This window comes from Actinomadura opuntiae (assembly GCF_030283205.1).
Taxonomy (GTDB): Bacteria; Actinomycetota; Actinomycetes; order Streptosporangiales; family Streptosporangiaceae; genus Spirillospora.
This window is the reverse complement of sequence record NZ_JASNWF010000009.1, coordinates 1-15107: the sequence shown is the minus strand read 5'-3', so window position 1 is coordinate 15107 and position 15107 is coordinate 1. Positions and strand designations below refer to the sequence as shown.

Here is a 15107-nt window from a genome sequence, read left to right as displayed (position 1 = left end):
GCTAGACCGGGAATGCGGCCGATAAGGGCCCTATGACCGCCTTAATGGCGCCTTAGCCGAACCTTAGCCATCGATCTGGAACAGTTCGCGTATGTCCAAGCACAGCGTGCTCGCCGCCACAGTGTGGTCGGCGGCCGCCGTGCTCGGGATCGGCGCCGGGATGGCGGCGATCTCCGCCGTCGGCACCGGCATCACCGACCGCGGCGTGAAGCCGATGACCCCGGACGAGGTCGACGCCGCGCTGGCCGTCCCGGCCGCGCCCGCGGGCCCTCCGCCCACCTCCGCGCCGCCCTCGCGGCCGCCGGCCCCGCCGCCCCGCCCGGCCCCGACGGTCACCGTCACCGAGCAGGTCACCGCGTCCATCACCAATCTGGCGTCCGAGGCCGGCGACGTCGTCGCCCGCTGCGAGCACGGCCAGGCGTTCCTGGTCTCCTGGACGCCCGCGCAGAACTTCAGCGTCGGCGCCAGCAACCGCAGGCCGCCGGGGGCCGTCTTCGTCCGGTTCCAGTCGTCGGCCCGGCTGGTCACGATGACCGTCACCTGCCATGCCGACCGGCCGTCCGCCGCCGTCCGCGTCGACCGCCGCGACGACCGCCACGACCGGTACCCCCATCGCCATTTCCCCGGCAGGGGCTAGCGAGAGGCCCCCGCTCGCTAGCCCCTGCGCTCCCGCCGCCTGGTGACGTGGATCACCCGGCCCGGCATGTCACTTTCCCGGCGCGAACTCCCGTCTAGGTGGGTGATCGCAACGAGAACGGCTCAGGGAGAACGACATGACCGCGCAGATCCTGCTCACCGGCGGCACCGGCACCCTCGGACGCCACGTCCTCCCCCTTCTGCGGGACGCCGGACTCAAGGTCCGCGTGCTCAGCCGCCGGGCGCACGACAACACCGACGGCGTCGAGTACGTGACCGGCGACCTGCTCAAGAACGAGGGCGTCGAGCGGGCCGTCGAGGGCGTCGAGACCGTCCTGCACCTCGCGGGCGGCGCGAAGGGCGACGACGATGCGGCCCGCAACCTCGCTCAGGCGGCCGCGCGGGCCGGGGTGCGGCACATGGTGCTGATCTCGGTGGTCGGCGCGGACCGCGTCCCGCTCGGCTACATGCGCGCGCAGCTGCGCGCCGAGGAGGCCCTGATCGATTCGGGCGTCCCGTGGACGGTCCTGCGCGCCGCCCAGTTCCACGACCTGGTGTTCGGCGTGGCGCAGAAGATGGCGAAGCTGCCGGTCGTCCCCGCGCCGGGCGGGCTGCGCTTCCAGCCGGTCGACCCGCGGGACGTCGCGGCCCGCCTCGTGGAGCTGGCGCTCGGCGCCCCGGCGGGCCGGGTGCCCGACCTGGTCGGCCCGAAGGTGTACCGGATCGACGAGCTCGTCCGCGGCTACCTGGAGGCGGCGGGCAAGCACCGGCCGGTGCTGCCGGTCCGGATGCCGGGCAGGGCCGGCCGCGCCTACCGCGACGCCCGGAACCTGTCGCTGGAGGGCGCCGACACGGGTGAGCTGACCTGGGAGGACTTCCTTGCCGCCCGGGCCGCCTAGCGGCCTCCCCCCGGGTGCCGGGTCACGCCGTGCCGGTCACGCCGCCGGGTCGCGCCGCAGCAGCACCACCGCGGACGCCCCGGCGGCCAGCGCGATCGTGGCGACCTGGCACGCGACCCCGGTGCCGAGATGGGCCGTCCCATGGGCGTCGAACAGGTGCGTCCAGTCCTGCCAGTAGTGCACCGGCAGGACGACCTGGACGGAACGCAGCGCCGACTGCCCGTTCAGGATGCTCGCCACCACCACGAACGCGACGGCGGCCCCGAGCGCCTCGGCGCCGCGCGGCAGCCACAACCCCAGGGCGAACGCGATGAAGCCGATGCTCAGCATGCACAGCAGCGTGTACCCGGATGCCACCAGCACGCGTCCGGCGGCGTCCCCCGCCGAAAGCTCCGAGCCGCCGATGACATGGAACGGATGCCAGCCGAACAGCGGCACGCCGATGGCAAGCCCCGCCACCAGCACGCACGCCGTCGCACCGGCGGTGGCGATCGCAACGGCCCCGAGCTTGCCCGCCAGCAGCCGTCCCCGGCCGACCGGCGCGACGTACAGGTAGCGCAGCGTCCCCCAGTCCCGGTCGGACGAGCCGATCGCGCTCGCCAGCAGCGCCACCACCAGGGGTAGCAGGAGCGGGCCGATGAACTCCAGACTCGCCATCGCATGGTTGAGCGCCGAGAACGGCGCCGCGCCGAACAGCCCGCCCTCGTTCCCGTTGCGGTGCCCGGCATGCGACGCGGTCGCCAGGCCCGCCGCGACCGGGACGGCGGCCAGGCACGCCAGCGCGACGAGCGTGCGGATCCGCAGCAACTGGGTGGCCAGTTCAACGCGCAGCATGCTCGCCCTCCCCTTCGGTCATGGTCAGGAAGACCTCTTCCAGCGTCCGGCTCGCCCGATTCACCGACAGGACGCCCACACCGGCCCCGACCAGCGCCTGCACGAGGCCGTCCGGCGCCAGCCCGGGAGCGGTCACGACGACCGCCCCGTCCTGCACGGTGACCGCCGTGACGCTCCGCGTCCCGCGCAGGACGGCGGCGGCCCGGGCGGTGTCGTCCACCTCGACGCGGTGGGCGTCGTCACCGCCGAGCAGCTCGTCCAGCGGACCGGACGTGACGAGCCGTCCGTGGTTCATCACGACGATGTGCGTCGCGAGCTGCTGCACCTCCGCCAGCTGGTGGCTGGACACCAGCACCGCCGCCCCGCGCCGCGCGAGTTCGCCGAGGCGTTCGCGCAGCGCCCGCACCTCGGCCGGGTCCAGGCCGTTCGCCGGCTCGTCGAGGATCAGCACGTCCGGCGCGCGCATCAGCGCCTGCGCCAGCATCAGCCGCTGCCTCATCCCCATCGAGTAGCCCTTGGCCTTCCGGCCGACCGCCGCGCCGAGGCCCGCGAGGTCCAGCGCGTCGTCCAGCGCGGGCGGCGGCCACGCGCGCCCGGTCGCCGCCCAGAGCAGCTTCAGGTTGGCCATGCCGGACAGGTGCGGGACGAACGCCGGGCCGTCGATCAGGACGCCCACCCGCCGCAGCACCCGGGCCCCGAGCCCGACCGGCTCGTCCAGGATCCGGGCGGTTCCCGCGTCGGGTCTCGACAGCCCGACCAGCATCCGCATCGTCGAGGTCTTCCCGGCCCCGTTCGGTCCGAGGAGCGCGCAGACCTGCCCCGCCTCGACCGCGAACCCGAGCCCGCGCACGGCCTGCCGCCGCCCGTACCGCTTCGACAGCCCGTCCGCGCTGATCATCGTTGCCATTGGCGTCCTCTCGTCATGAGCAGTGCCCCGGTGGCCGCCGCGGTGGCCGCGCCGGCTCCGAGGGTGAGGGCGGACAGGTCCGCCACCGAGGTCAGCGGCCCCGGCCACAGCGCCGTGCGGAACGCCATCGCGACCTGGATCGCGACGCACCCCGCCACGATCGACGCCTCGGCGGCGCGTCGCGTCCGGGTCCGTTCCGGGCGGGCGATGAACCCGGCGACCGCATTGGTGATCACGCAGAAGGCCAGGTTCGAGGTGAACTCGACGACGAGCGCCCATGCCACCAGCCAGGGGTTCGTCCACCGTTCGCCGATGGCCAGCGCCCCCACGATCCCGGCCGCCGCCAGGGCCGCGGCCAGCACGAACACGGTCATCGCATGCCTTCGCACCAGGTCCGCGGCGTTCGGCGTGGCCCATCGCCTCAGCACGGGTATTCGCTGAACGACCACCAGGACGTCTCCGAGCCAGTCGTGCTGCCACCGGCCGCGCGTGCCACGGCACCGCGCCAGCATTCCGGCCACGATGACCGTGAACACCGAGTTCACGGCCAGCCCGGCGATCAGCGCCCACGTTGTGCCCCGCGCCGGTCGGGCCGCTGCCACGGCGGCCCACTCGAACGCCAGCGTCAGCCCGATCAGCGCGGTCATCGCCGCTGTCGCCCGGACCGTCTGCCGCAGACGGTCGGGCCCGCCCGGCGCCCGCCACGCGAGCAGCCGCAGCGCGATCACCGCGGCGAGCGCCGGCACCGCGAACTGGGCCAGCGACACCATCGCGTCGTACGGATCGTCCTGCCACGGGCTCATCGCCCGGACGCCCTCGTCCTGCGTGGCGAGCACGGTCAGCGCCTCGAACAGGCAGGCCAGGCCGAGGCCCGCCGGTACGGCCCGCGGCCGTCGCGTCGGTTCCATGGCCGCCATAGTACGCGCCTCGTACTACGTGGCAAGTAGCATCGCATCGCGTACTACACTCGGGGGCGTGCACAGCAACGACGCCCAGATGCTCGTCCTGACCGTCCTCGCCGACGGGCCCCTGCACGGCTACGCCATCAACACCGCGATCGAGAAGCTCACCGGCCGCAAGCTCGGCCCCGGCAGCCTCTACGGCGCCCTCTCCCGGCTCGAGTCCCGCGCGCTGATCGAGGCCTCGGACGGGCCGTCCGACGCGCGCCACCGCACCATGCGCATCACCGACGCGGGCCGCGCCGCGCTCCGCGTCGAACTGGAGCAGATGGCCCGCGTCTCCCAGGCCGGGCTGCGCGCCCTGGGCCTGGCATGAGGGCGTCCGCGCTCTACCCGCCGCCGGTCCGCGACCGCTGGGGCTCGGAGATCGACGACGCGGTCGCCGAATCGGGCGTCCGCGCCTGGGCCGACACGGTCGCGGGCGCCGTTCGCCTCTGGCTCCACCCCGCCGACTGGCCCGAGGCCCGCGCCGGGCAGACCCGCCGCACCGTCGCCGTCGCCCTCTTCGCGATCCTCGCCCTGTCGGCGCTGCTGCTCCGCGCCGTCGAGCCGTCACGCACCCTGACCGCCGACACGGGCCACCCCGCGACCAGCCTCTGGCTCGTCCCGATCCTGCTCGGCGCCGCTCTTGCCGCTCCGCTCCCGTCCCTCCGCTGGGACGCGCTGCGCCACCTGGCCGTCCAGAGCGTCCGCATCCTGGCGGCGCCTGCCCTGGCCGTCGTCGCCATGCTCCTCGCTGCCCGGACCGGCGCGCTGAGCCACCCGCCCGCTCTCCTCGACGCCGCCCTGCTCGTCTACTACTGGGCCACGCTCGCCTTCTTCGCCCACCGGCTGTGCACCCTCGTCGCCCGCGCCGCCCGGACCGCGACGCTCCCGTCCACAGGACGGCTGGTCGCGGCCCTGGCCCTCATAGGCGCCGGTCTCGGCGCGGCCGCGACGCAGAGCGCCCTCGCGCAGACGGCGGCCGCCGTCCCCGCGGCCCTCGCGCTGGCCGCCCTCGCGGGCGCCGCCCTCACCGCCGCCCGCGACCTCGCCTGACCGGTCAGGACGGCGGCGACCAGCACAGATGCGGGGGGACGCCCTCGTCCATGAAGCTCTCCTCGAAGAGGTCCCATTCGTTCGCGAGGTCGTCGATGAGGTGGGCGCGGCGGCCCGCCGGTTCGCCCCGGCCGGCGGGAAGCTCGGGCCGCACGGAACCCGGCGTGAGCCCGGCGCGCTCGGCGACCGCGAGCACAGCTTCGGCGTCGCCGGGCGCGGTCGCCTTGATGTCGAACGACTCCGGATCGAGATGCCGCAGCAGCGCCTCGACCACGTCGCGGTCGACCGCCCGCGCGCGTGCGGCCCGGACCAGGTCCTCGAAAGCGCTCGTCGCCGCCTCGGGGTCTTGCGCCGCCTCCAGGAAGGACGATTCCACCTGGTAGTCGCGGCCGAGCGCACCGCCGCCGTCCTCCAGGCCGCCCGGATAGTCGGTGTGGGCCCAGGTCTCGCCGTCCCACCAGTAGACGTACTGGACGATGAACTCCTGGCGCATCATCTCGGCGAGCCACTCCCACGGCAGCCAGTCCGGCCCGCCGGCCAGCAGGTCGATCGGCGGCACGTGGAAACGCGTCTCGCTGTAGTCGACGTCGTAGCCGTAGAGCAGCGCCCGGCCGCCGCTCACCCAGCTCATCCCGTGCCAGCCGTTGCCGACGTCCTCGGTGCGGACACCGTCGTCGCGCACCGTCGCGCCCCACCCCGGGGTGCTCACCGAAAGCAGGGCGGTCGCGCACGCCTCCGCCCACGTCTCCTCCGGGTCGGACAGATCCAGCTTCACGGGCACGGCGCGCTCCTCGTGTGATCGTCGTCCTGCTATGACGCGGCCTGCGCGCGGAGCCCCCGGATGAACAGGTCCAGATGCCGCCGGGCGAGGGCGTGCTTCTCCTCCTCCGGCAGCGGCCCGGGCAGCGGACGCGCGAGGCGGACGGCCATCATCCCGATGTCGCCGAACGTGACGTCGTCCGGCAGCGTCCCGGCCTCGTGCGCGGCGGAGACCAGCCCTTCGAGGAGCCGGAGCGACTCCTTCCGCAGCGGCGCCAGCTCCGGATCGCCCTCCAGATCTACCCGGCCGAGCAGCGCCGGCAGCACCGCCGAGACGCGCAGATCGAGCGTCCGGCGCAGGTATCCGGCCAGCGCGTCGAACGGGTCGTCCTCCTGCTCGCAGGCCTCCCGGACGGCGTCCAGGGTCCCGGTCAGCGCGTCCAGCGCGACGGCGTGCAGGAGGGTGTCGCGGTCGGGGAAGCGCCGGTACAGCGTGCCGCTGCCGACCTCCGCCCGCCGCGCGATGTCGTCGAGCGGGACGTCCGGCCCGCGCTCGACGATCACATCCCGCGCCGCCGCGAGGATCCGCTCGAGATTGCGCCGCGCATCGGCCCGCATCGTCCACCTCCCGGGTGCTCCAGGGGCACGATACCAAAACCGGGGGAAATTTCCCCACTTACTCTTGCGCCTTCAGCTCGGACGTGCCACAGTCAAGTGGAGAAATTCTCCCCACTTATTGAGGAGGGGTCATGACGGACACGACCCCCGGCCGGGACCGCCTGCCCGTCACCGCAGCCATCGTGGTGACCGGCGCGATCCTCACCGTCCTCGACGCGACGATCGTCAGCGTCGCGATCGACACTCTGGCGCGCGACCTCGCGGCGCCGCTGCCCGCCATCCAGTGGGTGATCACCGGCTACGCGCTCGCCCTCGCCGCGGTCATCCCGCTCACCGGCTGGGCCGCTGACCGCTTCGGCGGCAAGCGCGTGTGGACGGCCTCGCTCGCCCTCTTCATCGCCGGCTCGCTGCTGTGCGCCCTCGCCTGGTCGGCGCCGAGCCTCATCGCCTTCCGGGTCGTCCAGGGGCTCGGCGGCGGCATGGTCGTCCCGGTCGGCATGTCCCTCGTCGCGCAGGCCGCCGGCCCGCACCGGATGGGCCGCGCGATGGGCCTGATCGGCGTCCCGATGATGCTGGGCCCCATGCTCGGCCCCGTCCTCGGCGGGCTGCTGGTCTCCGCCGCAGCCTGGCAGTGGATCTTCCTCGTCAACGTGCCGATCGGCCTCCTCGCCCTGCTCCTGTCATGGCGGCTGCTGGAGGACGCCCCCGGCCGACGAACCGAATCCCTCGACCTCCCCGGCCTCCTCCTGCTCTCTCCCGCACTCGCCGCGATCGTCTACGCCGTCTCCACCTCGGCGTTCACCCTGAAATCCGAGACCGCCGCCCTCGCGGGCGCGATCCTGCTCGCCCTCTTCGCAAGGCATGCCCTGCGCGCCCGCCACCCACTGCTCGACCTGCGCCACCTCGCCGACCGGACGTTCTCGTCCGCCGCCGCGATCCAGGTCCTGATCGGCGCGGTCCTGCAAGGCTCGATGCTCCTGCTGCCGCTGTACTACCAGGTCGTCCACCACGAGTCCGCGCTGACGACCGGGCTGCTGCTGCTCCCGCAGGGTGTCGGCGCCGCCGTGGCGCTGACCGTCACCGGACGGCTCGCCGACCGCGGCCTGGGCAAACCGATCATCCTGACCGGCCTCCCCCTGCTGGCCGCCGGCCTCCTGACTTACACCTGGCCATCCGCCGGCTACCCCCTGGTGACGACGGGGCTCCTGCTCACGGGCCTCGGCGCCGGCTCCCTCATGGCCCCTGCCATGTCCATGGCCTACCGCCGCGTCGACCGCGCCGCCATCCCCCGCGCGACCGCCCTGCTGAACATCACCCAACGCGTCGGCGGCGCACTCGGCACCGCCCTGTACGCCGTCGTCCTCGAACACAACCTCACCACCACGACCCCGGCCACCGCCTTCGCCCACACCTTCTGGTGGCCCCTGGCCCTGACCGCCCTGGCGATCCTGCCGGCCGCCCTCCTCCCACCCCGCGAAACGTCACTCCCCACCTCCACCGCACGAAAGGAACCGGTCCGATGACCAACGAGATCCTCGACCTCGTCACCCGCTGGGCCGACGCCGAACGCACCGGCGACACGTCCGCCTACGACACCCTGCTGACCCCCGACTTCACCGGCATCGGCCCGGTCGGCTTCGTCCTGACCAAACAGCAGTGGGCCGCCCGCCACAGCGACCTGACCAACCACCACTTCGAGATCCTCGACCCCCACGTCCGCCTCTACGGCGACGCCGCCATCGTCACCGCCGTCCAGAACCAGCGCACCACCGCCCGAGGCCACGACGCCAGCGGCTCCTTCCGGGTAACCCTCGTCCTGATCCGCGACGCCGACCACTGGACCATCGCCAACCTCCACCTGAGCGGCCCCCTCCGCCCCGCGACGATCTCCCGAGCCGACCTCCAGGCGGCCATCGAAGCCGGCACGGTCACCGTCGTCGACGCCCTCCCCGCTCCCGCCTACGAGCGCCGCCACCTCCCGACCGCCCTCAACCTCACCGCCGAGGACGCCCCCACCAAGGCCGCCGCCCTCCTCCCCGACCGCACGGCCCCCATCGTCATCTACTCCACCGACCCCACCTGCACCCGAGCCCCCGACCTCGCCGCCGCCCTCACCACCCTCGGCTACCAAAACCTCCGCCTCTACCAAGAAGGCATACAAACCTGGTCCACCACAAACCTCCCCCTAGAACCCTGAACCACCGCCCCGAAGGGTGGCGGACGGCAAGGTGCCCGATACCGTCCACAAGCAGGGCTGAGCGGCTCACAGATTCCGATCGGCCAGCACATCCTGGATTCGGTCCATGGGCCATGCGGTGTCGATGATCGCGGGAGTCGGTCCACCGGTCCAAAGCCGGGCCGTGCCATCGTGATACGGCTCCGGCGCGAACAGGAACCGCACCTCGTCCGCGTTCACCTCGAGCCCATCGATCCTCCACTCTCGCTCCCACTCGAACTCGTACTCGGTTTCCCAGTAAGCACCCGGGAAGTCGATGTAGGGGGTGAGGTTCCAGATGGGATCGTCCTGACGCTCCGGTCGCCCGTCCTCCCCGCACGCATTGCTCACCAACCGTTTGAACTCGTTCGCCACGGGCGAGTCCTTGCGCAGGTACCAGACAGGGGCGCCACCCGCCAGGGCGACGGCCCGTTTGGCGTAACCGACGCCGAACTCGCCGCGCCGGTCCACGAGCCGGGAGAGATAGTCGAGCGGAATCTCGCTGAGACAGACCGACTGCTGGGGGACTTCGACATCGCGAACCCGGCGGGCGGCCCCGAACGGCCTACGAGAGGCTCGAAGCTCTCCATCACCGAGGATTCGCGTGAAAGCGATCCGGTTCGTGAGATGGACCAGGTACTCCGACATGTCGCGCCACTCGTCGTTACCTCGGAAACCGAGGGCCATCAGGCGACACCAGGCGGTACGACGTGCCAGGACGCTTCGGTCAAGGCGCCTACCGGTTTCACGGGCATGGCTATCGAAGGCTCCTTCGCTTTGCATGCATGGCAGTCGAAATGATCGCACATGACCGCATTTGACTGAAGGGTTCAGACAGCATGAGATAGCGTCCGAGCAAGCGCCAACGACCCCCGGCGCTCTTCACTACCGCGCCAACGTGGACATCACCTGATGCAGCGTGAGGCGCCCCGTCTGAGACCTCTATAGCCGGGCGACCGTCGAGACCGCGACTAGGTAGCAGTCATTCGGCTTGAGAGGCCCAAGCATGATGTCTCGCTTGCGCCTCCGCTAGGAGACGTTCTGTAAGCTGCCCGCCCGTGCGCCCTCGCGTCTTGATGGCGTGGCAGTTGGGACACAGAGCGATCATCTGTATCGGGTGGTCGCGGCCCCATGCTGCTCGGTTCTGGACGTGGTCGACCTCGAGAATGGGATCGCCGTCCTCGGTGACGTCGTCCGGTTGACCTGCGCAGGTCGGATTCTCGCAGCGCCCGGCACTTCGGATCAGGACGGCCCTGACTGCGGCCGCGGAGCGCACGGGCTGCTCGCGGGCGGTGCGCGTGGTGCGATCATGGTCGCCACGTGCCTCCGCCGCCTCTACCGTCCGGCAGAGACGCAGATAGGTCTCCAGGGGACTCGGTCCCACGGTCGTGTTTCCCGCCCGGCGCAGACCAACTTCCTCTAGCAATCCTTCAGGGATGTTGCCGTCGAAAAATGTACTGCCGAGCAGCTTGACGGCCTCCGCGCGCGCGGACTCATTGGACGCGACGAGCTCATAAACCCAGGTCTTCAGTCCGCATGACGGATTCTGCTCTTCAAGCCACGCAGCCGGTCGGCCATGTGCTGGCGGGATGGGACCCACGTGGCCTTGTAGTTCCCACAGATCCGTACGAGCAAGTGCGAGAACGGGGAACTCGGGAGTCGCGTTCGAGCTGGGCTGGCCGTATCCACGCATGAGCCCGCGCAGCTCCGGGTGTGCATCCCACCAAGGGACCAAGCGCGGGCGACGGTGCGCCGCCCGCCCCAGAGCCCAAAGAAGGGTTATGGGTTGATGGCGAGCGGTTCCCTCAGCGGTGTTGGCCACGCGAAGTGTTCCGAGGACCTCAAGGAGCCGCTTCCGAGGCGAAGACGGCTCCTCGGCGACCACATCGAAACCCAAACGCTCAAGGAGCCGACCGACCCTTTGCTGTCCGCCAGAGAACTCGCCAGCGGACAGCGGACGCCCCGTCACGTACCGGTGAGCCACGCCGACGACGGCCTTGGAGTCGTAGAAGGCACCGCCGTAATGCAGCAAGTACCGGCGCGCTCGCTCGAAACCGTACTGCTCAAGAAACCGGTCGCGCCCGAGCCGGTCACACTCGGCGACGGCATCGAGGACCGCCTCCCGAGTGATCACCGAGAGACCCATGCAGGCATGATATGCCCGGTATAGCCACTATTCCCGCTTGGTTCCCAAGCCCCCACGGAGCCGGGAACCGGCCGAGCTCCCAGCGGCGGAGCTGGCACCGAAGCAGAACCACTGCTCCGGATGGAGCATGCAGCCATAAGACCAGTACCGCCGCCACTCCGATGAAGCACGATCTAGCCCACGGGCTCCGCTCCCGTTCTCGGTGCACGACTCTTCGTGGACGCGCTGTGCCGGGTGAGATGCGAGCGCGGCTCGGCGGGGTTGGCGCATCACGTCATGATCGGTCCGTACCACTCCGTTCCGAACCCGCGGGCCAACAGCCTTCGGGGAGGTCCCAACGGGACGCTTGAGGGAACAACTGATCAGAACGAAAGAGGATTGTAGATCATTTCTATTCCGGGGCCTTGTGTGTCGAAGTGCATTCACGGACGAAACCACTGTCTCTACGCTGCCCCCGTGGAGCAGCAACGGCGGGACGGGGAGAGCGATGGGGCGGCGACTGACCAAAGCTGAGAAGCGACGCAATGCGATCTTGATCTGGTGGGGTGCGGTCATCCTTCTGGCGGCACTGGCCTGGCAGTCCGGTCACCCAGACTATGGATCTTGCCGTTACTGACATGGGCGTACTACGAGCTGTGCGCCGTGCCCACGCTGTGCGGTGTCGAGACGAGCAGGGGATTTCCCTGCAAGAATCCCGCCAACGGGCGTCTCATGGCTTGTATCCACCAGCCGTCCCATGCGGTTTACAAAACTGACGCTCTCCTGAGGATGCTCGGCTTTCGTCGCAACCCTCGCCAAGTGACCGCGCCAGCACCTCGTCCTGGTGAGGAGTCGGCTCCCCACTACAGCGAACCCCCACCGGAACAGCCGACCATCGAGCGGAAGCAGACTCTCATGACCGCTCTGACGGTCATCGGCACGGTCGCGGGTATGATGCAAACCCTATTGGCCGCGACAGCCGCCTGACCGCGTGGCATTCAACGTCTTCTCCGCAATTGAATCTTCGCCGAGGCGTCGGATGCCGGATAACGTCTGGTCCGAGTCTCGACCAGCGCCGGCGATCCGCTGTCTAAGGGAGACAGTTCGACCATCTTGGAGCCCGTAACCATACGGTCCCGTACGCACTGAATCCCACCAGCTCAGAGGCCCGGCCCCTCATCGGAGGGACCGGGCCTCTGGCGGTTTCTGTCGGGGTGGCGGGATTTGAACCCACGACCTCTTCATCCCGAACCCATGATCACGCACATACCTAGCCATGCGATCAACGCCGCTTCGCGGTAAAGTCCCAGGTAGACGGCCTGCCTTGTTGCCAGTGAGTGATGGCCAGCATCACGCTGTCACACATAGTCCGGGGTCAAATGAGGGTCAGATGATCAAGCCTGGGAGGTGTGAAGCCCCGTGGGGCAGACACGCAAAAGAGTAGGCAAGGACGGCAAGCCTCGCTACACGGCCTACTACGACGACATCCGGGGTCAGCGGAGATCGGCCGGAACCTATGCAAGCAAGAAGGAAGCAGAAAAAGCATGGCAACGCGCCGAAGTAAAGGTCTCAGAAGGAAGAACCGGAGAACCCGCACGCGGAAGGCAGCGCTTCCAAGACTACGTCGAGAACACCTGGCTCCCGAACCATGAGATGGAGGCCAGCACGCGAGAGGGTTACACCTACACCATCTACAAGCACATCATGCCGGAGTTCGGCCGCATGCGGATGGTCGACATCCTCCCCGAGCACGTCCGCGCCTGGATCGCCAAGCTCAAGAAGCAGGGCATGAAACCCGTGACCATCCGCTGCACCAAAATCATCCTCAGTGCCATCTTCACCACGGCGCTGGAAGACCAGGTCACCTTCCTGCACCCCTGCCGCGGAGTGAAGGCCCCGCCCGTCGTCCGCAAGCCGCTCAAGATCGTCACGCCGGAGCAGTTCGACGACATCTACCACGCGCTCCCCGAGGGGACCTTCCGCCTCCTCACCGAAACCGAGATCGAGAGCGGCCTCCGCTGGGGCGAGCTCAGCGAGCTGCGCCCCAAGGACCTCAACCTCAGAACCCGCATCCTCACGGTCAGCCGCACGGTGGTGGAGCTCAACCCGAAGTTCCACCCGGACGGCGGCCACTTCCTCGTCAAGGACTACCCGAAGGACAAGGAGTACCGCCGCTTCAAGCTCAGCGCCCAGATGACCGAGAAGCTCGAAGACCACATCAGGACGGCGCGCCTCACCCGAGACGACCTCCTCTTCCAGATGCCGCCCCAAGACAAGCCCCGCGCCCGCATCACCGAGATCCCCGACCCGGCAACCCTCGGCCGCACCGAACCCAACGACAAGGGCCGCACCTACAACCACGGAACCCTCAGCGGCTACACCGCCGGCAGATGCCGCTGCGACTACTGCCGCGGAGCCTTCGCCCTCTACCGAGCCGCCCGCCGCTCCAAAGGCAAGGACAACCCGCGCCCCCTCCGCACCCGCATGACGGACGGCCACATCCCCAACGACTGGTTCCGGCGCAACATCTGGTACCCGGCCATCGCCGCCGCCGGCCTCGACTTCAGGCCGACCATGCGCGACCTACGCCACGCCCACGCCTCCTGGCTCCTCAACGGAGGCGCTGACCTCCAGATAGTCAAAGAACGCCTCGGCCACGCCTCCATCGCCACCACGGAGCGCTACCTGCACACCCTCCCCGACGCCGACGAAACAGCCCTGGAAGCCCTAGCCAGAACCCGCAGCCGCTCAACCACCCGATAGCCGCAACAGCTGCACGCCAGCGGGAGAGGGCTGGCGGATCCCAGAAGCCCGCAACTCTAGTAGTAGCCGTGACGGTCGTCCATGCGTGCTGACAGCGACGGATTCCCATCTGCGACGAGTTCTTCTGGTGCGAGGGGAGGAGGGCAGCGCAGGCACGCGGTGATTCGCCTGATTGGTGGGGCGGTCGGCCATAGCTAGGCTGACCGCCTTGTTCAGCTTCGCGTCCTTGGCCTGTCCGGCTGCGGCGGGCCGACGGTAGGTCGTGGCATTTAGATGCCGACTCTCACGGACCAGCACCTACGTACAAGTCGAAACGCGTGATCGGACTTCCTGTGACCGAGTGTATACATCGGGTGCCAACTCTTCAGTATATAGGAGTTCGTCTGGCGATGCGGACTCCCTGGTACGCTCCTGCCCGTATTCGACGGAAGTAGCACCCTGTTCGTCCTATTTCATGCCTCTTGGAGGTATCGACAGGCAGTGGCCGGTATCGGCAACTCCTTGACTAGGTGTTTTCGTGTAAGGTCGCGACATGGGGGACGATAACACTCTGCGCCCGTCAAGCGAGCTATATCTCGATCAGCTAGATTCGGTTCTGTACCGTCACGAGCGCTCGCATCAATACCAATTCCTTCTGTCGACGGTGCGGTCGATTCTGCAGACAACTGCCATGTCATTGCTCGAGTACTGCACGAACTTCGTCGATGACGTGGAGGACGGGCCTCTCCCGGTGCTGGCTGAGCGAATGTTGCGGCCATCGGATGGCATTTTTGAAAAAGTCATCTCAGAGGCGGCCGCATTGGCACGCCAGAACGGGTGGCGGGCTGCGGACGCTTGGACCACCGGTGGCGATGCGGCATTGCGGCGGCGGGTGAACGCATGGTCAGCGCATCGCAACAAACACGCTGGGCACGGGATCGTGTCGATGAACGTAGTCGACGAAGCACTCACTTGGCTTCCGGACCTCGCTCGCGATCTGATCAATGGGCTCGCAGCTGTCCTGCCGCTGGTGGCCCCTTCCGGAACAACCTACCTGGCGCTGGATGCGGGCCAGCCACTGGAGTTGAAGACAGTTCGGATGCCGACCGGGCAGCCAATCGTGATTCGTGAGATTGTGCAGCGTGGAGACATTTGGCGATTCCGCTTTCAGGTCCTGGATGCCTCAGAATCAACCGAAGGTACTTATGAGGTGTCCGGCGACCCAAGCTTTCTGGGTATTTCGCGACAGGACCTAAGAGCGTGTCTCATGTGGGCTGTTTGGCGAGCTTCTTGTAGCAGGTGATGGCGGCGGCCAGGACGAGGAAGGCGTTGAACAGGTGGCCGTGGCGTTCGTAGCGGATGGTCAGGCGCCGGT

15 protein-coding genes are annotated in these 15107 nt (G+C 69.3%); 8 read left to right on the top strand and 7 right to left on the bottom strand.

The window, feature by feature from the left end; all coding sequences use genetic code 11:
• Nucleotides 1-91: 91 nt before the first annotated feature.
• Together QP089_RS20230 and QP089_RS20225 are read left to right on the top strand one after the other, a co-directional pair.
• Complete coding sequence (locus QP089_RS20230; protein WP_285913276.1) at nt 92-637, top strand: hypothetical protein; 546 nt, start codon at nt 92-94, stop codon at nt 635-637.
• Between the two features lie 136 nt (nt 638-773).
• Entirely contained in the window at nt 774-1535 is a 762-nt protein-coding gene (locus tag QP089_RS20225) for an SDR family oxidoreductase (protein ID WP_285913275.1), read from the top strand.
• Nucleotides 1536-1571: 36 nt separating this feature from the next.
• On the opposite strand, the gene QP089_RS20220 is transcribed toward QP089_RS20225, so the two are convergent.
• The 3 genes from QP089_RS20220 to QP089_RS20210 are packed head-to-tail and all read right to left on the bottom strand — an operon-like array spanning nt 1572 to nt 4184.
• Nucleotides 1572-2369: an ABC transporter permease gene (locus tag QP089_RS20220; protein WP_285913274.1), complete on the bottom strand. Its 798-nt coding sequence runs from the start codon at nt 2367-2369 to the stop codon at nt 1572-1574.
• Nucleotides 2356-3276 (bottom strand): ABC transporter ATP-binding protein, encoded by a 921-nt coding sequence (locus tag QP089_RS20215; protein ID WP_285913273.1) that lies wholly within the window; start codon nt 3274-3276, stop codon nt 2356-2358. The genes QP089_RS20220 and QP089_RS20215 overlap by 14 nt, the downstream gene beginning before the upstream one ends.
• Nucleotides 3264-4184: a hypothetical protein gene (locus QP089_RS20210; RefSeq protein ID WP_285913272.1), complete on the bottom strand. Its 921-nt coding sequence runs from the start codon at nt 4182-4184 to the stop codon at nt 3264-3266. Before QP089_RS20210 ends, QP089_RS20215 begins: the two co-directional genes overlap by 13 nt.
• 67 nt (nt 4185-4251) lie before the next feature.
• Here QP089_RS20210 and QP089_RS20205 point away from each other — a divergent pair, with 67 nt between their 5' ends.
• Nucleotides 4252-4551: a PadR family transcriptional regulator gene (locus QP089_RS20205; protein WP_285913271.1), complete on the top strand. Its 300-nt coding sequence runs from the start codon at nt 4252-4254 to the stop codon at nt 4549-4551.
• Nucleotides 4548-5273 (top strand): hypothetical protein, encoded by a 726-nt coding sequence (locus QP089_RS20200; RefSeq protein WP_285913270.1) that lies wholly within the window; start codon nt 4548-4550, stop codon nt 5271-5273. Before QP089_RS20205 ends, QP089_RS20200 begins: the two co-directional genes overlap by 4 nt.
• A 4-nt stretch (nt 5274-5277) precedes the next feature.
• Here the strand turns inward: QP089_RS20200 and QP089_RS20195 are convergent, their stop codons facing one another.
• Together QP089_RS20195 and QP089_RS20190 are read right to left on the bottom strand one after the other, a co-directional pair.
• Nucleotides 5278-6054: a hypothetical protein gene (locus QP089_RS20195; RefSeq protein WP_285913269.1), complete on the bottom strand. Its 777-nt coding sequence runs from the start codon at nt 6052-6054 to the stop codon at nt 5278-5280.
• Between the two features lie 29 nt (nt 6055-6083).
• Nucleotides 6084-6650, bottom strand: coding sequence for a TetR/AcrR family transcriptional regulator (locus QP089_RS20190; RefSeq protein WP_285913268.1), 567 nt, complete (start codon nt 6648-6650; stop codon nt 6084-6086).
• 131 nt (nt 6651-6781) lie between these two features.
• Between QP089_RS20190 and QP089_RS20185 the strand changes: the two genes are divergently transcribed.
• Together QP089_RS20185 and QP089_RS20180 are read left to right on the top strand one after the other, a co-directional pair.
• Entirely contained in the window at nt 6782-8173 is a 1392-nt protein-coding gene (locus QP089_RS20185) for an MDR family MFS transporter (protein WP_285913267.1), read from the top strand.
• Nucleotides 8170-8847, top strand: coding sequence for a nuclear transport factor 2 family protein (locus tag QP089_RS20180; protein WP_285913266.1), 678 nt, complete (start codon nt 8170-8172; stop codon nt 8845-8847). Before QP089_RS20185 ends, QP089_RS20180 begins: the two co-directional genes overlap by 4 nt.
• A gap of 66 nt (nt 8848-8913) precedes the next feature.
• Here the strand turns inward: QP089_RS20180 and QP089_RS20175 are convergent, their stop codons facing one another.
• Both QP089_RS20175 and QP089_RS20170 read right to left on the bottom strand, forming a co-directional pair.
• Nucleotides 8914-9513: a hypothetical protein gene (locus QP089_RS20175; protein ID WP_285913265.1), complete on the bottom strand. Its 600-nt coding sequence runs from the start codon at nt 9511-9513 to the stop codon at nt 8914-8916.
• 334 nt (nt 9514-9847) lie between these two features.
• Nucleotides 9848-11011 (bottom strand): HNH endonuclease signature motif containing protein, encoded by a 1164-nt coding sequence (locus QP089_RS20170; protein WP_285913264.1) that lies wholly within the window; start codon nt 11009-11011, stop codon nt 9848-9850.
• Nucleotides 11012-12409: 1398 nt separating this feature from the next.
• Between QP089_RS20170 and QP089_RS20165 the strand changes: the two genes are divergently transcribed.
• Nucleotides 12410-13753 (top strand): tyrosine-type recombinase/integrase, encoded by a 1344-nt coding sequence (locus tag QP089_RS20165; RefSeq protein ID WP_285913263.1) that lies wholly within the window; start codon nt 12410-12412, stop codon nt 13751-13753.
• Nucleotides 13754-14285: 532 nt separating this feature from the next.
• The gene (locus tag QP089_RS20160) at nt 14286-15035 is read left to right on the top strand and encodes a hypothetical protein (protein ID WP_285913262.1); all 750 of its coding nucleotides are present in this window, start codon (nt 14286-14288) and stop codon (nt 15033-15035) included.
• Nucleotides 15036-15107: the final 72 nt, after the last annotated feature.